This is a genomic window from Bradyrhizobium sp. WU425 (assembly GCF_021052305.1).
Taxonomy (GTDB): domain Bacteria; phylum Pseudomonadota; class Alphaproteobacteria; order Rhizobiales; family Xanthobacteraceae; genus Bradyrhizobium; species Bradyrhizobium canariense_D.
Genome location: NZ_CP088089.1, coordinates 1,704,602 through 1,721,158, shown reverse-complemented (window position 1 = coordinate 1,721,158; position 16,557 = coordinate 1,704,602). Strand labels below are relative to the sequence as shown.

Annotated in this window: 11 protein-coding genes and 2 pseudogenes; 6 read left to right on the top strand and 7 right to left on the bottom strand. The window is 57.5% G+C overall.

What is annotated here, in order from left to right; translation table 11 throughout:
* Positions 1 to 3: 3 nt before the first annotated feature.
* The 5 genes from BcanWU425_RS08260 to BcanWU425_RS08240 all read right to left on the bottom strand — a co-directional run bounded on the left by BcanWU425_RS08260 (position 4) and on the right by BcanWU425_RS08240 (position 7,648).
* Positions 4 to 3,084 (bottom strand): AAA family ATPase, encoded by a 3,081-nt coding sequence (locus BcanWU425_RS08260; protein ID WP_204512268.1) that lies wholly within the window; start codon positions 3,082 to 3,084, stop codon positions 4 to 6.
* Positions 3,085 to 3,086: 2 nt separating this feature from the next.
* Positions 3,087 to 4,895: a hypothetical protein gene (locus BcanWU425_RS08255; protein WP_231190333.1), complete on the bottom strand. Its 1,809-nt coding sequence runs from the start codon at positions 4,893 to 4,895 to the stop codon at positions 3,087 to 3,089.
* A gap of 273 nt (positions 4,896 to 5,168) precedes the next feature.
* On the bottom strand, positions 5,169 to 5,369 hold the full coding sequence (locus BcanWU425_RS08250) for a hypothetical protein (protein WP_057848204.1): 201 nt from the start codon (positions 5,367 to 5,369) through the stop codon (positions 5,169 to 5,171).
* Positions 5,370 to 5,775: 406 nt separating this feature from the next.
* Positions 5,776 to 6,762, bottom strand: a complete 987-nt coding sequence (locus tag BcanWU425_RS08245) for a S1 family peptidase (RefSeq protein WP_204512270.1) — start codon at positions 6,760 to 6,762, stop codon at positions 5,776 to 5,778.
* 151 nt (positions 6,763 to 6,913) lie between these two features.
* Positions 6,914 to 7,648, bottom strand: a complete 735-nt coding sequence (locus BcanWU425_RS08240; RefSeq protein ID WP_231190330.1) for a hypothetical protein — start codon at positions 7,646 to 7,648, stop codon at positions 6,914 to 6,916.
* Positions 7,649 to 7,955: 307 nt separating this feature from the next.
* Between BcanWU425_RS08240 and BcanWU425_RS37670 the strand changes: the two are divergent.
* From BcanWU425_RS37670 to BcanWU425_RS08205, 6 genes and pseudogenes are all read left to right on the top strand, one after another.
* Positions 7,956 to 8,806, top strand: a pseudogene (locus tag BcanWU425_RS37670) (type IV toxin-antitoxin system AbiEi family antitoxin domain-containing protein).
* A 202-nt stretch (positions 8,807 to 9,008) separates the two neighbouring features.
* Positions 9,009 to 9,209, top strand: coding sequence for a hypothetical protein (locus tag BcanWU425_RS08225; RefSeq protein ID WP_231190324.1), 201 nt, complete (start codon positions 9,009 to 9,011; stop codon positions 9,207 to 9,209).
* Between the two features lie 63 nt (positions 9,210 to 9,272).
* Entirely contained in the window at positions 9,273 to 10,295 is a 1,023-nt protein-coding gene (locus BcanWU425_RS08220; RefSeq protein WP_204512271.1) for a S1/P1 nuclease, read from the top strand.
* 94 nt (positions 10,296 to 10,389) lie between these two features.
* Positions 10,390 to 11,496 carry a hypothetical protein gene (locus tag BcanWU425_RS08215; RefSeq protein ID WP_231190321.1) on the top strand — a complete coding sequence of 369 codons (1,107 nt, stop codon included), beginning with the start codon at positions 10,390 to 10,392 and terminating at the stop codon, positions 11,494 to 11,496.
* 76 nt (positions 11,497 to 11,572) lie between these two features.
* Positions 11,573 to 12,535 (top strand): DUF3616 domain-containing protein, encoded by a 963-nt coding sequence (locus BcanWU425_RS08210; RefSeq protein WP_231190318.1) that lies wholly within the window; start codon positions 11,573 to 11,575, stop codon positions 12,533 to 12,535.
* Positions 12,536 to 12,701: 166 nt separating this feature from the next.
* Positions 12,702 to 14,927: a DNA/RNA non-specific endonuclease gene (locus BcanWU425_RS08205; RefSeq protein ID WP_231190313.1), complete on the top strand. Its 2,226-nt coding sequence runs from the start codon at positions 12,702 to 12,704 to the stop codon at positions 14,925 to 14,927.
* A gap of 906 nt (positions 14,928 to 15,833) precedes the next feature.
* Here BcanWU425_RS08205 and BcanWU425_RS08200 read toward each other — a convergent pair.
* Positions 15,834 to 16,037 (bottom strand): cold-shock protein, encoded by a 204-nt coding sequence (locus BcanWU425_RS08200; RefSeq protein ID WP_085360348.1) that lies wholly within the window; start codon positions 16,035 to 16,037, stop codon positions 15,834 to 15,836.
* 253 nt (positions 16,038 to 16,290) lie between these two features.
* Positions 16,291 to 16,470 (bottom strand): annotated as a pseudogene (locus BcanWU425_RS08195) (ATP-binding protein); the annotation flags it as partial.
* Positions 16,471 to 16,557: the final 87 nt, after the last annotated feature.

Sequence of the window (16,557 nt, the reverse complement as noted above, 5' to 3'; positions counted from 1 at the left end):
TAGTCAGGATGAATATTGAGGCACACTCTCCCGATGCAGTTCAATCTTGCGGAAGGCCTCCCCCAAGAAGTCGAACTTGCGTTCGAACATTGCAGCGAGCTTGTCGTTTGCCGTAGCAAAGAAGATCTGCCGCCTCTTCGATAATGCAATTTCCCTCAAATAATCGAGGAAGGAAAGACAGTTCAGATCGTCGACATGAGCAATCGGATCATCAATTAGAATGATAGGTGGAGCGTGGGTAAGCTTCATGTTCTGCGCCAAAAACATCGAAAGTCCAAGAGCCGCGCGCTGTCCCGTGCTGATATCGGAAAGCTTCGCGAGCGTGCCGTCTAAGCGACGAAGCGTAGTCACTTCGTCTCCTAGCCCTGCGAATTCTTGTGGAGCGTGAATCTGACCGAAGATTGACTCGATGGCTAAACGATTGTGGCTGATGGCCTCCTGCATTGCGGCGTGCAATGAGTGTTCACGTTGCAGCCTCTGCAGAACATTCACGCATCCTGAAAGTTGCCTGATCCTTGGCAGCAGCTTCCCGAGAGCCTCAGTCAACGCCGCCTTCCTGTTTGCAGTCTGCGTCTGAATGATGTTGTTGTCTCTTTCACGCTGTATCGCCGCTTCAAGCTCAGAGGCGAGCTGTCTAACGGCCTCCGCTTCTACAGCTACTTCCCCTAGCGGCTTGGTCTTTGGGATTGTGAAAGTGTCGCCGATCTCCGCAAGTTTCGACGCCAAACTGGCTGCCGACGCACTATTCTGCTCAAGAGCGGCGAGACTGACTTTCGCCTGCTCGATGGTTTCAATTCTCTCCTTCAACACTGCACCGATCTGAGCTTTGTGCTCTTCGGCTTTCTGAGCACAGGCCTGAAGGTTATTGTGCTGGTTTTGGCGGAATGAAGCAATGGCCCTAGATACTTGTATGATAGAACCCTGCGTCCAGTCGGACAACGGAAAACGCAACTTAACAAGTTCGACGCGAGTAGGTTCGACCTCGCTCGATGGAAGTCCCTGCTCGTCCATTTGCTCCAGATCTTGCTGGATGGACTTTATCGAGTCCGAATACTGCGAGAGATCGGCATTATCGGCTTCTATCGCTGCGGCTATTTTCGCTAGCGCTGCATCGACCGGCAATCCCGCCCGGTTTGCGAAGATCACGAAAGATCTGGCCGCGACCTCATCCAACGCCGCAGACTCGCCGGCTTCTTCTGCTTCGCGCACTCGCGTGAGAACTCGCTCCTCCTCTTTAGATATTGACGCGCTGAACTCGGAATTGATATGGGCGATGAGATCCCCCGCTTTGAATTGAGTATGACACAGCGGGCATTCAGTCTCGTTGCGTGTTTCACCGAGAAGCATTAGCGCGGTAATCTTAAGCTCCTCGACGAGGTTCGCGGATCTCTCACGAGTTGATTGAAGTTGGCTATAATCTTTTTGCGCCCTTTCCAAACTGGCACCGATCTGACTGCGTGTTACGGAAGCACGCGCTAGATTTTGAGAAGCCCCAACTTCAGGATTTTGCGCTGCGGCCGCCCGAATTGCTGCTTGATCTATCCCTCCAAGCCGATCAAGGACAGAGGCCATGGCCTGCCGGAGCCTGTTGAGGTGCACAAGCCGGGCAGGTATTCCTGCTGCGGCATATCGAGTTGCCCGCTGCAGGACTAGAGACGCCGCGTCGGCGCGCTCAATTTCGCTGACGCTAATGTTAATTTCGCGCTCTAAACCCGCCAAATAATCGATGTCAGCCGCGATCTTCTGCCGCGAGGCGTCCATCGACCTTGCAAAGCGTTCCAGGACTGTTCGCGAGGGCGTCGCTGGAAGCGGCAGAGCAGCTGCCTGCCGCGCTATAGCCAAAAGCGCCGACAGCGGACCCACAAGTTGAGCAACCAGTTCCTCTGCGCTCTCTGCGGTGGGAACCTTCCACCCCTGTTCTCGCAGCGTGTCGACGAGAGTGTTTCTTATCGGGTCCGAACTCGCACCTTCAGTCAAGCTGGAGAGGAGGTTCTCGAGCTCTGTGACTTGACGTTGAATCGCTCGTTCTTCCTCCCGCAGGTTTTTCAGGCGCGCTTTCGCATGCTCGTTAACTCTAACTATATTGTCCCATGTTTTGGCAGCGTCAGGTCCGATCAGTAACTTTGACAGCTCGTCGTCGAGCTTTGTTGCTTCGTCAGCCAAGCGGACGGCCGCATCTGTATCGAGGAAATTGAAACGGGCGAAGCTGGAGTAGAGATTGTTGGTCTGCACTTCGGCTTGTCCATACCAGCTCAAATTTCGCTGCCGGAAGAGTCTAATCGGCCGACCATCGTCGGCGAGCTCTGTTTCGTCGTCGGCGAATGTTGCGCGGAACTCATAATCCGGCTTGTCGCTGGGCGAACGTTTGTTACGACCACAGTAAAGTAGTTCGATGGCCTCCAATAAGGAGGTCTTGCCAGCCGCATTAGGGCCGGTGATTAAGTTCACTGTTCCGAAATCAAAATGCCGCTCAAGTGGGTAGGGTCTGTAGTGGATTAGTGACAAGCGATTGAGCTGACGCCCAGGAAGAGCTGCGGCCTGCGTGGAAGGACTTGGTGCTGTCGTCTTCTGCACATTTCCCGTCTCAATTATCGACATCCGCTTCGGCATATCGAGATCGCCCCAAATGGCGCGGCCGAGGCCAGCTTCCGATAGGCTGCTGTTCCAGATGGTAAGAACACTAGGCCTGGTCGTCTGTTCAGGCGCGACTACACGGGGCCGGAAAATGCCGCCAAGCTCTCGCTCGGCTACGAGAAATTTCCGAGCATAAGTGCGATCCTGCTCCAAAAGGCCCCGTATGTGCATCGACTCGGCCGAGCTAAGTAGATCATCGCTCGCGATAAAATACAGATAGTTGTTCCATTGGAGACTTTTTGCCCCTTCAAAATAATGCTGGCCAATGATCCGGTCTTGATAAGATCGGAGATCGGAAAGCGTTCTCGGAATTGCGTGTCCACAATCTAGGTAGCAAATCGCGAACGGCCGCGAGCCATCACGCCGCGTGAACTGCACAACGCTATCGCCAATGCGCTGCGCATCGGGGAAATATTCGCGGACAAGAGACGTCATCTCTGTTGGCGTCATCGTTAATTCTGCCTGGTTAGATCGAGATCTGATGTGCTTCGAGGATCATCAAATCTAATGTATCGATCCGCCTTAAACCGATGAAGATTCCCCTGACGTCGAAACCAGACTACTAGACGCTGGCGTGATGATATCGAATCGTCATCGCTTGCAGAGGTTCGCCGTAGATTTTCCGACATTTGAGTGGCAGTTCTCTTGACGATCGCATCGTCCGCTTCCTCTCCAAGATAGATCGCGGTCGCGCGTTTACCTCCAGCAGAGATAATATTTTGGTGCGGATGGGAGGCTCGCCAATCCATGCTGAACCCCCCTTCTAAGTCAGCTAGTGCAGGAGGGCGCCTATTTCCATCGGAGAGCATTTGCCAAAGTGAAGCGCACCGCGCCAAGCGGCCTGAGCGGAAGTCAGCCGCGTCAGCGTCCGTATCTTGGCAAAAAGTGATGCGATGGATGACTTCCGTGGTTTCGATACGGAAAGAGTCCAGCTTATGTACTTTGTACCACTCGCCAATGCCGATCTTACCAGCACAAACCGCCAGCGCCCGCTCTGCAGCGACAGGATTCGCATCGTAAAGGCGCTTAAGTTTGCTTTTTGCATTGCCTGATTGGGATAGAATAGCGGCAAAGCCATCGGAGGCCATGGCTTGCCCGCAAAGTGCGATAGTCGTCGTGTCCCACACAAAGACCTGCTGTAGCTTAGGGCCTGCGCGGCGAGATACTGAGGCGGGCACTCCGGTGTGCGCAACTTTTGTTGCCTCGATGAAGTAGATACCGGGGAGGTAGTTGATAAACAGCGCATGGGCGCGTGAAGAATTGAGCCACGTGTAGTAGAGGCCACGCTTGTGATTATGGCAAATCATCGGGTCGCCCGCGTCGAAACCCTTAGGGCGCAAATACCACGCGGACCCCGAAGGGTTAGCCCAAGCCTTCTGTTTTCCGTTGGACCACTCACACACACCGGCCGCCCAATTGAGGCAAATGAGTTCTGTCTCGTCACCGGCGTAGGTGAACAGCTTCTCTCGATACTGGCGATACTGGTGCTGTCGCGGTTGGGGATTAAGCTGAATGTGCAGAATTAGGGAGCGCTGATATACTGCAACAGCGTCTGCGTCCGTGAAAGCGAATGCGTCAGAGCATATTAGTGAAATCAGGCGCAGGCTGCCGGCGCCTCCAAACTGATAAATGGTCGAGCCTTGGTGCAGATGTTCAATTTCATAGGCATCGCCCATCGGGTGAGTTTTGAACTGAACGAGCAGAACCAGTTTTGACGCGGCTCCGGCAATCGAATCGGCCAAAAAGACGTAGACTAGCGGATCCAGGAATCGGTTGGGCCGCTCGACCATGTCCTCGAAGACGATGTTTGCTATGTCGGCGAGGTCCGCTTGATAAGCCTTGAGCTCTGTAAATGCTAGGCTTTCGCACCCAAGAGCCCAAAGCTTCCCTGCGGCCGGACGAGCGCCAGCCCGCAATTTGGTTAGCAACGTATCCCAAGGAAGTGAGTATTCGGGGGTCACCGCCAGGTCAGCGGCCGTCTCAATCGCCTTATCGAGGAAGTGACTGAACACGAGGTCAGCCCGAGCACGGTCGCGATTGCGTACGCCATGATCACTCGCCTCGATTACACCTTCCGGCTGCGCCAAGAGAGCAGTGTAGCTGCTAACATCTGGAACGAGGGCGGCCAGATTGGGTGCGCGCAAATCTGCCTTGGCAAGGGCTTGGTCAACGGGGAGTATCTTCAGGGTGACCTCAGAGAAGAAATGTTGAGGTGAATAGCCAGACAAACTTCTTGTGCTCGGAGGAAGCGAATATTGCAATGCTACCTTAGCATGCAGGCGCCGATGGCGCGAATCCCAAACTTCTCTAAGATGTCGGCCTTGTCAAAGAGGCTCGCCTACTTAGTTGCGACATGGCACTTCTTTTCTGCTCAGCCTGCCAAGGTGTGCTTCTAGTCAACCGCAGCTGCGGCTGCCCAGCTGAAGTCATAATGAGCGCTCAACAACTTCATTGTGACAACAGCGACAAGAACGCAGATTGCAACAACGTTCTGGTCGAGAACACTCTATTGAAGCGCGTCATGATGCCGCCTTCTAGCGCTGATGACCGAGCCGGATTCCAAGCTTGAGCGCCTTTTGGCGGAGTGAGCCTTCGGAGCGCTTTGTGAGCTTCGCAATTTTCGCAACAGGAGTCTTCGCTTTCGAATGAGCGCGCAGCTCCTTCACGTCAGCCTTTGTGTATTCGCGACGAACAGGTTTCTTCTTCGTAGCCGTCTTCTTCGCCTTCTTCGCCACTTTTCGCTCCTCGATTCGAGAGTGGGCGTACTAGCACAGCCGCATTGAGGCGCAACTCTCTATCAGTTGACCCTGTCCGCTGGTCCGATGCGTGAACTCGCTCACGATGTCAGTTTTGACGGCGATTTGATGCCCGAGAGATTCGGTCCGTGCCCGAAGTTCAAGCACGAACTAATGCGCTGCTCGCGGCCGGTATGGCCACCGGTGCTGCCAGTTCAGCCACGACGAGCGCGGCATCCAGACGTTTGGAAAGACCCCGGGCCGGGCGCTGGCGCGCCTTCACGCCGACCTTCGTAAGTGCGATTTCTCGTTCTTGCTTGGTAATCCAGCGGCCGGCCAATCCGGCGATGGCGCTCGTTAGAAGGGGAGGTGTCGCGGTGGGACAGTTCCCGACTCATGCGCGTCACTATCGCCCATTCACGCGCATCCAGCCTTCCCGGTGTGGGTCGACAGAAACGACGGCGAGGTCTCTCAGTCCGCGAGTCTCGGCGAAGCGCCTCGCTTGCTCAGCATCCTGCGTCGCGTGGACGAGCTCGCCTGCATCGTCAAAAACGCCGTGACACAGGAAGCGTCCGGGATTGTTGGGATCGATCGAACCCAAGATCCGCTCGGCCATGTTCCAGCCTGAGAAGAAGGTTGCCGTACCGGTCCCGCCGGCGATACCGCTGCTGACCACGCCTATGACGTTGCCGGTCTCGTTGAAAACCGGGCCGCCGCTCATGCCGCCCGGCCATTCGGCGGCGACTCTGATCACCGGCCAGGGGCGGCCGCGTGCCCCATCCGCCGGCTCCGCATCCGTGATCTCGCCGAAAGATCCATACAGGTATTGGGAGATCGGTCGTTCCTCGCTGCCCTCTTCAGCATCAAGGTCCGGGAAGCCGAGTGCGAGCACGCGCTCGCCGCGCACAGGCCGCCATCGCCGCAGATCGAGCGGCCAGTACGGTGTGCCCTCGGAGGATTGCGTCGCAGGGCGGATTCTCAACACGACCAGTTCCGTCAGATTCCGAAGACGCGGCTTCTGGAACGGCGGGGCCTCGACGCCGCAGAAGGCGTACGATCCAGCCAGTGGTCGCCAAGCGTCCGCGCGTAGTCTGATCAGGCCGAACCCTGTCTCTTCGACCTCGAGCGCTGCGAGCCGCAGCCCTGGTTGAAGCACCGCCCCCGTACCGGCTTCATCAACCTCGAAGAGATCTTCTAGGACGTGGAATGCCGTGAGACAACGGGACCATGGATCGATGCGAAAGGCCGTGCCGTGGCCGACGGGGCGGTCGTCGGATCGCCTCGGATCGAAGCTGAACAGCGGCAAGACCCTGGTGCGGATGTCTGGGGCCTGCACGAGAAAGAGCCCCCGGTCGTCCACCTCTCCGGGCTTGGGCTCGACCGGGAAGCTCATGCATCGCCTCCACACGCATCTGACTGGCTCAGCTGCAACTGGAAACGCCAAAGCGGCGGCGCCTTTTTGGCACAGCCAGCCCTGATAGGCGGCTCGCCCCATCCCGGCCCTTGTGACGACCAACGCAGAACGGTTTGTCCGTTGCGATGGGTCAACGAGGTTGAAGCCATTGGACGGTCAATTCCTGATGTTGCTTGCCGTCCTCCCAGCTCAGGGTCACCCAATTCGTTGATGTTGGATAAGAGATCAGGATTCGGCAGGGTCGATATCTGGCACCGGCCAAGGACGGATGCTTGCTCAGATCAGGCGCTTCGAGCAGCAACTCGAAGCGAAAGCCCATGATGTTAATCGCCAACGCTTTAATATCATCCTGCTCGTCCGTCAGCGGCTGGAACTGAAAGCGCGGCCTGTTTTCCATGATGTTGCCGGTGTTCATGGTGCAGTACAGCCCCGCCCCTTCGGGCCAATGCCGCGGGTCGTCAAGCATGTCGAGAATTGCGTCATCCCGCGAGAACGCGCCCGACAGTCGTTCTCTTCCGCGTGCTAGGTTCCGGGACACAGCCGCTGCCTTGGCAGTTTTCAAAATCCAGCGTTCGAGGTCATGCCCGGATAGAATGGCGTGTCGCGACCCGGCATCGTGTTCGAGATAAGATTTGAGCGAGGCGAAGAAGTAATGTGCGGAGGCATCGAGCGGGCTCAGCGCGCTATTGTGCTTGGTACAAAGGCATTTTGCCTGAGGTGGGGCCATGATCTTCGTTTCGCCCGCTTGCAGCCACGGAACGCCTGCGATCGAGAACTCGCCGTCGCCCATCAATACGCGGCAGACAGAATCCGAAATGATGTGTTCGGCCGAGATTGGGGGAACACATGACCCCAATTCTTTCATGTAGCATTTTTCGACTCGTCCCGTGGCAGGCAGTGCGCTGAGTCCAAGGACAGCGGGCGACTTGTGCCAAGCCTGCCCGTTTGAGCAACAAAGGCGCGCGGTCTTCCTCGAACCGCACGGACACGGTCCGTTAAGACGGCTTCCCTTTTTCGCTTTGCTTCACCCATGGCTGCACCTTGGAGTTCGGAATGGGATTGGCACGCCCGGCAAGACGGATTTCGAGAATGATCTTTCTGCATCGTCAGACTTAGCAAATTTGCAAATATATAAACTTGCTATCAGTTTGAAACTATACGTACTGCTGAGCATGACTAAGCTTTCTAGAGGAAAGCTAAACTTCCTCGAACGTACCCTCCCGGAAGGCCTCGTGGTCGATGCCGGGTGGATGACGAAACACGGCTATTCGACAGGTTTGCGCAGCCAATATGTCTCAGCGGGCTGGCTGGTTCAGCCGACACGTGGGACCTTCAAGCGTCCGCTTGGTACCCTGACATGGCAGAAGGCCGTCATATCGCTTCAGACACTGCTTGCACGCTCCCTGATCGTCGGAGGGCGAACAGCACTCGAACTGCAAGGGTTTTCGCACTACCTCCGGGCTCAAGGGCCGACTGTCGTTTATCTGTACGGTCCCGATGCTCCGCCCGGATGGCTCTTCAGGCTTCCGCTCAAAGAGCGCTTCACATTCGGCAAGAGCACAACGCTCTTCAAAGCCGATCCGGCGACGAAGGGCTCAAGAGCTTCGCCCGGAATGTCCAGAGCAATCGCCAGCGCAGCCGCCGATGAATTCCAGGCAGGCCCATTCAAGCAGATATGGGCCAGGGCGAATGGCCGCTCACCGTCTCATCGCCCGAGCGCGCGTTGCTTGAACTGCTGGACGAGCTGCCGAACAGCGAGAGCTTCCACCAGGTCGACATGCTTGTTGAGGGCTTGCGCAACCTCAGTCCCCGCAAGCTGCAAAAGCTGCTGGACGATTGCCGAAGCGTGAAGGTCAAAAGGCTGTTCTTTTGGTTTGCCGACCGGCACAACCATTCATGGCTGAAGCAGATAGACCGTGACACGGTCGATTTGGGAAAGGGAAAGCGCATGCTGGTGAAAGGCGGAATGCTCGATCCGAAATATTTGATCACCGTGCCGGAGGATCTCGGTGCCCCTGTCTGACCGCTATGCGAAATCGCCATAGTCGGCCTCGCCGTGATGGGAAGTTCGGCGTTCTACGCGCTTTCGCGCCGTGGGGCCGATGTAATCGGGCTCGACCCTCTAAGTGTGGGTGAGACTCGCGGATCCTCGCACGGCTCATGCCGGGTGTACCGACGGTTCAATTCGAGAACAAGGCCTATATACCAACACGCTGAGGGCGGACTTGCGTCCGGACGACGGCAACGAATCCATCATCGCCCGACTTCCCGATGATCCACGCATCATGGTCGCGTCGCCTTGCTCCGGTCACGGGGCGAAGTTCGCCAGCGCGATCGGCGCCATGCTTGCGGACATGTCGCTGGATCCAAGGGCCAAAGCGCCCGAAGCATTTCGGCTCGATAGGTTCAGCGGCTTCGCGAATTAGTTGACAACGACAACCTCGGCGGGCACGATACAATTTGTTGTTTAGATGACGAGCAAGGCTCATATGCTCAGAATCATTTTCTCGCTCAATTTCTTGCTTTGGGTATTCTGTCCGACCGCCTCCTCCGCCTGGGGATTTCAGGGGCACCGCATCGTGGGATCCATTGCGGATCTGTTGTTGAACCCACGCGCGAAGCTACAGGTCGCGACAATACTTGGCTTCGAACTCCGGATCGCCGGCCCATGGGCCGACTGCGTGAAGAGCGTCGTGCGAAACGACGACGGCACCTTCGAATACAAGGAAAACCCCGATCATCCGGAGTACGAAATCCCATGCACTTCGTTTCGGACCTCTGGCGAGCAGAAACGGATGGAGGATTATGTCGGGCGGAACTGGACTCAATGCGTTTATCCGCCGACGGGCCAGGAACGGGGGTGCCACAACACGTATCATTTCGACGACATCGCCATCGAGCGCGACCGGTTCGATCGAGGGTTTCTCGGCACCAACGAGCACGACCTCGTTGCCGCAATCTCTGCCGCCATATCGGTGTTGAAAGACCGGCCGGCGACGGCCCCTTTTTCGATAGCGGACAAGAAGGAGGCGCTTTTCATGCTCTCCCATTTTCTGGGAGATCTTCACCAGCCCTTGCATGTTGCCGCCGTGTACCTCGACACCCGCGGACATTTGGTGGATCCCGACGCCGTCCATCGCATCGATCCATCGACCGACACCGTGGGTGGAAACAATATCCGCGACCAGCACACCCCATTCCACACGGAATGGGACGCTATCCCCGGTGACCTCGGGGAGGCCGCAACTCCCGCACTCCTTTCCGCTGCCAGATCGACCCCGCCAAGCGGAGGAGTTGTCGAGGATTGGCCGGCTCTATGGGCTTCGGACACCGTCGCCGTGGCTCACTCCGCTTTCGCGGGTGCCAATTTCAAGTTCGTGTCGCCCCAACACTGGACCGTCTCGTTCGACGACCGAAACGCGTATCTGGCAGCCCAAGACTCTATCAAACGGCGACAACTGGCAAAGGCAGGTGCCAGGCTGGCTGAACTGCTCAACGCTATCTGGCCCTGATCTTCGAACCGCGCGTCACCTCGGAATTCAGGACGACAGCTGGTCGACTTATTTCACTGCGCTTATTGGATTTCACGACAGGGAAAGGTTGACGATGCAGCTCAAGAGTGCGGAAGGGCTCTACACATCGGCACAGCTTCTCGAGGGCTTCAATCCATTCGATCGGCTCGGCTTTACATTGACCCGCGATTTCGCGGTGTTTCGCCAATTCTCAAAGGACGGCGGCCCGGTACCAGCATCGCTCGAGATACGCAAAGCGCAAGCGGATCATGATACTGACCTTGCAGACGCTCTGAAGCGGTTTCTTGGGGAGGTCAGGCGGCCGCTCTTGGCCATCATGGGAGGGCACGCTGCAAAAAGGGGCGGGCAAGCCTTTGCTGACATCGCGCACTTGGCGAGAACTCTTTCCGAGGAGGGCTATCTCATCGTGACGGGAGGAGGTCCCGGCATCATGGAAGCGGCTCACCTGGGTGTGGCTTTTTCAAAGAACGACGCTTCGGATCTCGAAAAGGCGCTCGCGAAACTCGGAAAATATCCCAGCTACGGAAATCTCGACGGTCTGTTCGATCACGACGGGACTGTGAAGAGGGAAAAGATCGCTGACGTCGAGAAGGCGAGGGACTGGCTGCAATCTGCGCTCGAGGTGCGCTCCTACGCGCCGCCGATCCTGCCGTTGAGCGTGGCGATCCCGACATGGCTTTACGGCGCGGAGCCAACAATGCCGTTTGCGAGCCACTACGCCAAATATTTCCAGAATAGCCTTCGGGAAGAGGCGCTGGTGAACAATTCGCGGGCAGGCATCGTCTATGGCCAGGGAGGCGGCGGAACGATGCGAGAGGTGTTCCAGGATGTGGAGAGAAACTATTACGCGGGCTCGGCAACGGAATTTACACCGATGATTTTCTTTGACAAAAGCGGATATTGGAAGACCGAGGCTGCGTACGAAGGCACGGCGCTGAAGACGCCGGGAATCAAACTGGACGTCATCATTCCTTCAATCCTGAAATTCGGGATACGTCAGCGCCTGAACTTGGACGATGCCGGACTCAAGCAGTTCACGGACAAGGTCTTGTTCAGTGACGATGTCAATGAGATCAGGGCAGTGCTGGCCTTGAACGCCGATACCGCGAAGGAGAATATGGGCTTCGCGTTGCAAGCTCAGCCGAGCAAGGTCCCCAGTTTCCGGATGAACAGGATATGACGGGCAGTGCGCCAATGCGGGAGGCCCTGCGTCGCCGCTTGCCTACCATGGCCGACGTCCCGGGAGAGGCATTGCGATGAAGCGGACTTCAGTCCCCGATAGCGCGCAAATTTTGATCCTCGCGGCGCTCGCCTTCCTGCTCATCGCCTCACCGACGAATGCGCAGAACGCAATCAGCTACCGAGGAATCTGCGATGCGTCCGCGGCCGCGCCTCTGGATCAGGATCATTTCATCGTCGCGGACGACGAGCATAACACGCTGCAGATATATCGACGCGACCTGCCCGATCCGGTCTCGGCGATCCCCGTGTGGCAGTTTCTCGGCACCGACGAAGACAAGGAGTCCGATCTGGAGGGATCAGCGGTCGTCGGATCGCGGATCTACTGGATTTCGTCGCACGGGACCAACAAGAAAGGCAAGGTTCAGGAGCGTCGCCGACAGTTCTTCGCCACGGAAATCGTGGGCGGGCGGGTTCCGACGGTGACGCCGGTTGGAAAGCCCTACGGTCTGTTGGTCGACGATCTCGCGAAACTCCCCAGCCTTGCGAAATACAGGCTGGCCGACGCTGGAAAGCTTCCGCCGAAATCTCCGGGCGGACTAAGCATCGAAGGTCTCGCCTCGACAGCCGACGGGGGGCTTCTCATCGGATTCCGCAATCCAGTGCCGGGCGGAAAGGCGTTGATCGTACCGCTCCAAAATCCCGGGTCTGTCGTTCAGGGTTCGCGTGCATCTCTCGGCGCTCCCATCGAGATCGATCTCAAGGGTCAGGGAATTAGGAGTCTCGAAAGGGACGGCGACAGCTATCTGATCGTTGCAGGCCCGATCGACGGCAGCGGTGTTTCGAAACTCTATAGATGGCTAGGTCGAACGGCCGATGACCCGACCCCGGTCGCTGGAATCGACTTCTCCGGCCTTAACCCGGAAGCGCTCTTTCTCGTTCCGAACCGTTCGGAACTGCAGATATTGAGCGATGACGGAAAAACGGATGGCGAAAAATGCAGCGAGAAGAAATTCAGAAGCATAATCGTCGGAAAGTGATTTGGATCGACCCCAAGCCCCTCGTTCCTGGCGCGCGGAAGTTCTGTCTTAGACGTTCGAGGATTGCGTTACATTTTGAAGGTAGGTCACGATGAAAGCCCCACCGAGAATAGCAGACGCTGCAAGGAAGCGGATCACCGACGCCATCGCACAGATACGCCATTCCGTGAGCGCAATCGAATCGGGAAGGCCTGGCGACGCAGAATACGAGAACTCACGAAAGGTGCGGGTGCTGCAGGCCCGAACTGGCGTATCCCTGGACGAGGCTGCCCGCGTCGTCGCGAGACCCGACGAGGGAGCCGAGCGCATCTGGGGAAAGACGGTCGATTTCGTCGACGTCGCCTTCTTTGAGCGCGGCCGCCGAGCGGCGCGGGCAGTCGCACGCATCGTCACGAAGGACGGTGCTCCGCTCGGAACAGGCTTTCTGATTTCGCCCCGCCTGATGATGACGAACAACCATGTCATCGGATCGGAAGCCGAGGCCGCAGCCCTAGTCGCAGAGTTCGAATACGAGCGCGATGTAGGCGGCAGAATGCTCGCCCCGACGACCTACGAGTTCGAACCGACCACCTGCTTCGTCACCAACAGTCAAGACGATCTGGACTACACGGTGGTTGCGCTCGGCCGGCGAATTTCCGGAGCCACGGAGCTTGCGGCGTTGGGATATCTTCCCGTGAGCGCTGCCCGCAACAAGCATCAGCTCGGAGACTTCGTCAATATCATCCAACATCCCGACGGCCGACCCAAGGAAGCGGTCATTCGCGAGAACCAACTGGTGGCGAGGAGTGGTACGACGCTGGATTATATTGCTGACACCGAGCCCGGGTCCTCGGGGTCGCCTGTACTCAACGTTCAGTTCGCGCTCGTAGCCCTGCATCATTGGGGTACGCCACACCGGGAACTGACAGACGAGAACGGCAAGACGATTCCCAAGACGGTCAATGAAGGAATCCGAGCCAGTTCCATCTCCTCCGACCTTACCACTTTGCGGACTTCGCTTCAGTCGGGGCCAAGGTCGCTGATCGACGAGGCATTGCAACTCGGATTGTCCAGTGATGCGCCTGCCGCGAGCGCACAAACGGCTGGCGAGGCGTCGGCGCGGATGCAATCGGCGCCGATGGTCGCCCATGTCCAGGACGGTGTGGCGACCTGGAACATTCCACTGTCGGTCTCGATTAGGCTCGGCGATGCGCCATTAGCGCAAATGATTTCAGCGGCTGCATCCGCGCCGGGGACCGGCGCGGCGGAGGCGCGCGTCGAACTCGATCCGGACTATTCCGACAGGGATGGTTACGATCCCGAATTCCTTCCTGGTGCCGAAGTTCCACTTCCCAAGCTATCGCGCGATCTCGCCAAGCTTGCCGCCAAAAACCTGAGGGCCGGCCGCAACGAGGATCCTTACGAACTGAAGTACCATCACTACAGCGTCATCATGAACGGAGCCCGAAAGCTTGCCTTCGTCTCGGCGGTCAACATCGATGGAGCGACATCGAAGGACTACGACCGCTCGACGGGCAAGATCACCGAGCCAACGATGGGCATCGACGGAGACGGCGCGTCCGAAGCATCCGAGCTATGGTTTCCCGAGCACCGCATCCGCGACGACGAGCAGACGCCGAGGGACTTCTACGAGGGGCAGACAACCTTCGATGCTCAGGGAAATCAGATACTCGACAAGCGAACGAGCGGGCATCGCAACCGGATGTTCCAGAAAGGCCATTTGACGCGTAGGCAGGATCCGTTGTGGGGTGACGACGAAAGTATCATCAAATTTGCCAACGCCGATACCTTCCATGTCACGAACTGCTCTCCGCAAGTAGGTTTCTTCAACATGGGAATATTCAAGCAGGGCACGAATGCGGAAATGCGAGCCGCCTCGGAGAAGCAAGTTGTCCATCAGGGTGGAAATCTCTATTGGCGAGCACTCGAAGAATTCGTGCTGACGAATGCCCGCGCCGAGCGCGAACGGGTCAGCGTCTTTACCGGGGCGGTGTTCGACGACGAGAACGACATCCCATGGGACCGCGGCCGGCAGGAGATGCGCGGCTTCAAGGCGCCTCGGCAATTCTGGAAACTGTTGCTGAGGGTCGAGAACAATGAACTTCAAGCCACCGCTTTGGTTGCGGACCAGTCACCCCTGATAGACTACGTTCCCGAGGCTCTGCTTCGTGGTGAGGCAGTTTCGAAGCCGTTGCCGTACGACAAGATCAAGAAATATCACTTCAGTGTTGCGGAACTCCAGAAAGTCACCGGCCTTGCGTTCGGCGCCACCGTAATGAAGGCCGACACCTTTGGCGCCGGCGGCAGAAGCGCTTCCGGTCGCCGTGAGGTGCGTCGAATTGAGGACGTAGTGATCTTGCGGCCTCCACAGACCAAGAAACGTCGAAAGTAGCCTGTCGAAAGTAGACTTAAGTTGGCCGCACGTTCACTTCAGCAAGCGGGTGATCTCGGCGAGTGAATCGCGATCGCCTAGAGTTTCCTAGCGCTGCGAGGCCTCGCTGAGGAGTTTCACGCCTGCGCGTCACAGTGCCAAGCAGGAGCCTCGCGAGCGTTTTGCGTGCGTATGCACCGTTTTCCAGATCGTCCGCTGAGACAATTGAGACCGCTCCTCTGAATGCCTCAATCGCGAGATCAGGCCTCTGAAGTCTGAGTTGAAGGTCCCCCCGGAATACGAGCCCTGCTGCGTCGTTCGGAGTACCGAGTGCGCTTATCGCCATCAAAAGGAGCCGCTGCGATGCATAGAGGTGACCCAAGGCAAATCGATGGGCCTGATCGGTCCAGGTGATCTTCCTTGTCAAGCCTGGAGCGCAACGTTCCTAGAATAGCGTTTGCAGGGCCAAATCGGCCCCCGTGCTGCTTGGAGGTCCGCACCTTAACCGCAGCACGGGGGCAGAGCGTATCGGCACCGCTGCCGACAGCAGGGTCATGATGCACGTGCTTCGAGGGGACGCAACAAAGTAAGTTTAAAGCTCAGCGCTGTGGCGGGCGGTTGAAGCACCATCGCCTCGCGTGCGGACTGGCACTCCATTGCTCTGCAATGTCAAATCCTGCAAACCAATTGGAGAGCATCTTGCCGCCGGAATCGGAGCGCGCCGCCTGAGTAAATTGTCACGCAAAAACCCGCCGGCTTGGGAGCCGGCGGAGTTTGATTGAGATTGTTGGCGATCGGCGGGCACCGATCACCGGATTGGGTTAGCAGAGTCGCCGGCCCAGCGCGAACCAGCGGGCCTTGATTTTTGAGACTAATAAGCGGGGCTCACTAGCGCACTGCCTTAACTTATGAAGCGCCCTATATGGGCTAGCCGACCCTCAGATTTTCAGCGGACGTTTTGCCCTTGTTGCTCATTTCGTCGTAGCTCACCCTCGCACCCTCATTGAGCGTGCTCAGTCCCGCCTTTTCGACGGCCGAGATGTGAACGAAAACATCCTTGCCTCCATTGTCAGGCTGGATGAAGCCGTAACCTTTCGTCGGGTTGAACCACTTTACTGTACCTATGGTCACGCACGTCTCTCCTAAAATATGAAAATGTCCCAGCTTGCCAGAAGCTGATCACAAGGAAAAGAGGCCGGCGGCCCCTTCCGCGTCATGGCAAGAAGTTGCTCGCGCAACAACCTTCCATGTTCCGCCTCGGAACAGATGTTTTGAGACTCAACCGGCAAAAGCGAATAACGAGGGTTTATCGCGCCGCTATCGGGACACGACGGTGCTCCCGTCGTTGGGGTAGTCTGGTTTCTTGAGGGTTGGGAAAGCGCCGCATCTCGATGCGGCGATGATCCTTGCGTGCGATCTCGCGCTCGCACAGCAGGATCAGCGTCTCACGCGCCGATAGGTTCGCGCGCGCCGCCTCGTCGAGCAGGCTGTCGAGCTGATCGCGGATGCAGGAGAGCTGCAATCGCGCCAGCATGGTATCGAGCGGATCGATCGTTTCTTCCATTATCTTCTTTTCCCACGCTGGGAGCGAGATGCGCGTAGGCGCGCCGCAGAAAAGCAGCGGTCTCGTTGCAGCGCATCAGGTGGATCG